Annotated in this window: 3 protein-coding genes and 1 pseudogene; all 4 read right to left on the bottom strand. The window is 71.3% G+C overall.

Features of this window, described 5'->3' with window-relative positions; all coding sequences use genetic code 11:
- Positions 1-596: pseudogene (locus ACY5KJ_RS14140) on the bottom strand (hypothetical protein); the annotation flags it as partial.
- 27 nt (positions 597-623) lie between these two features.
- Positions 624-1,211: a WhiB family transcriptional regulator gene (locus tag ACY5KJ_RS14135; RefSeq protein ID WP_462188318.1), complete on the bottom strand. Its 588-nt coding sequence runs from the start codon at positions 1,209-1,211 to the stop codon at positions 624-626.
- Between the two features lie 449 nt (positions 1,212-1,660).
- Positions 1,661-4,327 (bottom strand): bifunctional FO biosynthesis protein CofGH, encoded by a 2,667-nt coding sequence (locus ACY5KJ_RS14130; RefSeq protein ID WP_462203556.1) that lies wholly within the window; start codon positions 4,325-4,327, stop codon positions 1,661-1,663.
- A 138-nt stretch (positions 4,328-4,465) separates the two neighbouring features.
- Positions 4,466-4,762, bottom strand: coding sequence for a hypothetical protein (locus ACY5KJ_RS14125; protein ID WP_462188316.1), 297 nt, complete (start codon positions 4,760-4,762; stop codon positions 4,466-4,468).
- Positions 4,763-4,842: the final 80 nt, after the last annotated feature.

Raw genomic sequence — 4,842 nt, 5'->3', positions numbered from 1 at the left:
CCGGCCGCCGGGGCGAATTCGGCCGGCCGGGCGGATTCGGCGAGTGGGGCGGATTCCGGAGCGCGGGCGAGCAGTTTGGGACCGAGGACGGCGGCACCCCGGTCCAGCCGGGCGTAGGCCAGCAGGGTGTGCAACGCGCCTGGGGCAGGGATCGCGGTGTCGTCGAGGAGCCAGACGAATCCGTGCTCCGGTAGGTTCCCCAGCCGAGCCAGCCCCACGGCTACGGCGGCGCCGAACGGTGTGGCGGACGGCACCTCGACGACGAGGGGCTCGACGACCGGGTCACCGGCCTGAGCATCCGCGCCGTCGGCGCCGGGATCGACGGGACGGTCGGCGGACGGGAGGCGACCGTCCCCGTCCAGGGGAGACGCGCGTTGCCGGGGAACGCCTCCCCCGCCACCGAGCCGCACCTCGACGACCCGGTCCGGTGGTCTGGTCTGGGCACGCAGGGCGGCCCGGACCTGGGCGGCGGCGGCGGGTCCACCACCCCCTCGACCGAGCACGCAGACCGCGACGACCGGCGGCCCTGCATCATCGGGCAGAGCGGTCACCGCGGCGACCGTGGCCGCCTGTGACGTGCCCGGATCGCCCGTCATGCGCCGACCGCCGGTCACCGGGCGGGATCAGACCGCTCGGCGTCGCTGCTTGCGTCTCTCCCGCTCGGACATGCCGCCCCAGATCCCGAACCGCTCGTCGTTCTCCAGCGCGTACTCCAGGCACTCGGCCCGGACCTCACAGCCCGAGCAGATACGCTTGGCCTCGCGGGTCGAACCGCCCTTCTCCGGGAAGAACGCCTCGGGGTCGGTCTGCGCGCACAGCGCGCGTTCCTGCCACTCCATCGCCTCGCCGAGAAGGTCCCCCATCCCCAGATCGATCACCTGGGCGAGGGCGGACCTCCCGGCCGATCCACCAAGATCCTCCATGTCCTTGGTCTCCGCCTCGTCGGCCTCGTCGTCACCGACCTCGTCGACATCGTCGACCTCGTCAATGTCCTCGACGAGGTCGGTGTCCTCGGCGACGGACCGACCGGTCAACGCGGGGGGGACGGGAGCGGCCGTGGCCGGCACCCGCGCCCGCGGGACCGTTTCGGATGTGGCCCGGGTGTGGCGTTCGGTGAGCACCCGCCCGGGGTGATCAGCGAACGGGTCATGCTCAGCGGGACGCTCGACGTCCGCGAGGACAGTGTGGACGCCCGCGTCGGCGTGCTCCATGTGGACTCCTCCAGACCCGTCGCGGTGCGGTCGGCCACCCCTGGGCGCCGGCGCGCAGGTGACTGGTTTCCACACCGGTCAGGCGACGCATTACCGCACGAACCCCGCCAGCAGGGGGAATGACACGCCGGTAATTACACGCTCCAGACTCGATCGCGTCAACCCCACCGTCGCAACATCTTCTACAACCAGCGATGAGACCATAGCTCACAGTCACTACGACCTGTCGCCGAGGGTCCGCGCAACCCTCCTTTCCGTCACTCTGCGCGATCAGATTGGTCGCGACAACGGCATTATCCCGCCCAGACCTAAAGGGCATACACCCCTAAAAGGGCAGGGTCTGAGCTCGGGCAACCGCCGCGAACGTAGACCGATCAGCTACCAGACTCGGCAACCCCGGCCCATTCGACTACGGAGAGTAGTTTTTGATGATCAGGACTTGGCGGGTGTCAGGACACCACCGGCAGCATGGCCCGGACGGTGCGGCCCCGGGCAGCGCGAAAGCGCTCGTCAGGGATCCGGCCATACGTGGTGGTGCGTTGCCGAGCGGGACGACCCGCCCCCGCGGCCACCTCCTCGAGTTCGGCCACGGAACGCCGCGAGCCGTGCTGCGAGCCGGCCATCCGACTGATCGTCTCCTCCATCAGCGTGCCGCCTATGTCGTTCGCCCCACCAACGAGCACGGCCCGACAGCTCTCCACCCCGAGCTTGACCCAGGAGCACTGGATGTTGTCGATCGAACCGTGCAGCAGAATGCGCGCCATCGCGTGCACGGCCCGGTTCTCCTGGCGGGTGGGGCCGGGACGGGCGACACCGGCCAGGTAGATCGGCGAGCTGTGATGGACGAAGGGGAGGGCCACGAACTCGGTGAAGCCGCCGGTGGAGTCCTGGATGCGCCGTAGCAGGCGCAGATGGGCCACCCAGTGTGCGGGGGTGTCCACGTGCCCGTACATCATCGTGGCCGAGGAACGCAGGCCGACCCGGTGCGCGGTGGTCACCACCTCGACCCAGCTCGCCGCGGGCAGCTTGCCCTTCGTCAGCACCCAGCGGACATCGTCGTCGAGGATCTCCGCCGCGGTGCCGGGGATCGTGTCGACGCCGGCCTCGCGGGCCGCGGTGAGCCAGTCGCCAATCGACATGCCGGTGCGGGTGACGCCGTTGAGAACCTCCATCGGCGAGTAGGCGTGCAGATGCAGCCCCGGCGCCTGCCGCTTGATCTCACGGGCGAGATCGAAGTACGCGGTGCCCGGTAGATCGGGATGGATCCCGCCCTGGACGCAGACCTCGGTCGCGCCGACCGCCCAGGCCTGCGCCGCCCGGCTGCCCACCTCGTCCAGAGACAGCGTGTAGGCGTCGGCGTCCCCACGGCGTTGCGCGAACGCGCAGAACCGGCATCCGGTGTAGCAGACATTAGTGAAGTTGATGTTGCGGTTGACGACGTAGGTGACGTCCTCGCCCACGACGTCGCGGCGCAATCCGTCCGCGAGCGCGCAGAGCTCCTCCAGGGCGGCGCCGTCCGCGCTGAACAGGGTCAGCGCCTCGTCGTCGGTGATCCCGGCCGGATCGGACCCGGCGTGGCGCAGGGCGGCGAGCATGTCGGGGCCGATCCGCCGCATGGCACCGGCACCAGCAACCGCGCCGGCCCGGCTCGCGATGGCCCGGCTGCCCGTGCCGACGACTCCGTCGACCCCCGTCCCGGCCGCGCTGACCTGGGCACGAAGCGACTCCCAGTCACCGTAGACCGTGCCGAAGTCCGCCCGTTTCTCGCTGCGGCGCCCGACCGTGTCGACCGCGGCGTGCAGATCGGTGCGGCCGGTGTCAGCGAGTCCGCCGTCGGGCTCCTGCCAGGGGCGGCCGGCCGGGAACACACCGTCGGCGAGCAGGCCGTCCGCGCCGGCCAACGCCCCGACGTGCCCGGCCAGGCGCGGGTCGATCCATGGTTCACCGAGATGGGAGGGGTAGACGGTGAGCCGGGGCCGCAGCGTGAACCCGGCCTGCGCCGTCACGGCACGCAGGACGTCCAGGTCCGGCCAGGGCCGCTCGGGGTTGACGTGGTCGGGGGTGACCGGGGAGACGCCGCCCCAGTCGTCGATGCCGGCCGAAAGCAGCAGGGCGCACTCCGCGGTGTCAACGAGGTTCGGCGGAGCCTGCACCCGCATCGTGGGGCCCAGCACCAGCCGGGTGACCGCGACGGCCGCGGCCAACTCCTCGGCACCGACGTCGGGCGCGGAGCGCATCGCGGTGTCGTCCTTGGCGCGGAAATTCTGGACGATCACCTCCTGGATCGACCCGTAGCGGCGGGCCAGACCTCGAAGCTCGAAGATCGTCTCGGCCCGCTCCGCCCGGGTCTCCCCGATGCCGAGCAGCAGGCCGGTCGTGAACGGGATCGACAGCCGCCCGGCGTCGGTGAGGACCCGCAGGCGGACGGCCGGGTCCTTGTCGGGTGACCCGTAGTGCGCCCCGCCCGGCTCCGACCACAGGCGGGTCGCGGTCGTCTCCAGCATCATCCCCATCGACGGGGCCACCGGCTTGAGCCGGGCGAGTTCCACCCAGCTCAGCACACCTGGGTTGAAGTGCGGAAGCAGACCAGTCTCCTCCAGCACGGCGATCGCGACGGCACGCAGGTAGCCCAGCGTCGAGTCGTAGCCGTGGGCGTCGAGCCACTCCCGGGCCGCCGGCCACCGGCCCTCGGGGCGATCACCAAGCGTGAACAGCGCCTCGGCGCAGCCCGCCGCGGCGCCCGCCCGGGCGATGCCGAGCACCTCGTCCACCGTGAGGTAGGGGGCGGGCAACCGGTGCGGCACGGTGGCGAAGGTGCAGTAGTGGCAGCGGTCCCGGCACAACCGGGTCAACGGGATGAACACCTTCGGCGAGTAGGTGACGACACCCGGCCGCCCGATCGACGCCAGACCCGCGTCGCGGGCCCGGGCCGCCGACCGGCACAGGTCCGCGAGGTCGTCGCCGCGCGCGGCCAGCAGAATGGTGGCCTCCACCACATCGAGCGTGGCGCCGTCCCGGGCCCGGCGCAGCGCCCGGCGCAGCGCCGACGGGGACGGCGGGGAACTGGATTCGGCACCGCTGGATTCGGCACCGCTGGATGTCGCCGCCGTACTCATCATGAATTCCTCTGATTCTCCGGCGGCGCCCCCGGCGCCCGGCAGATGAACCGGTCCGGTCGGTGACCATCGGGATCGAAGGGATGCGGTGCCGAAACGGTACTGAGCGGTTCGGCAGGAGACCCGGTCGGCCCGGAGTCAGGGTGTCACGCGGCCGGCCGCACGCCACCCGGTGGCGGGTCTGCGCAGCCGGTCGAGCGTGCCGATCAACATATTCGTCCGCCGGCGCGAGGCCAGCGTCTCGACCAAGGCCTGCGTCCGGTCGGCTCGCCGGCCGGTGCCGGCGAGGTCGGACCCGTCCGGCGTCATACCGGCGGTCTGTCGCATCTGGGCCCGGCGGGCGGCCACGACCTGGGGGGCGCGGGCCCCCGCAAGCGCGCGATTAAGGGAGGCGGACAGGGCTTCGAGGCTCTTGGTGGTCCTGATATCGGACATGATGGTCCTTCCAGCGACGTAGAGGAGTCGAAATGAAATAACTTGCGCGTTTCGAACCCTCCACAGGCCTGTGACCTGCG

The sequence above is a fragment of the Frankia sp. CcWB3 genome (assembly GCF_977927595.1).
This window is presented reverse-complemented; position numbering and strand designations above follow the sequence as displayed.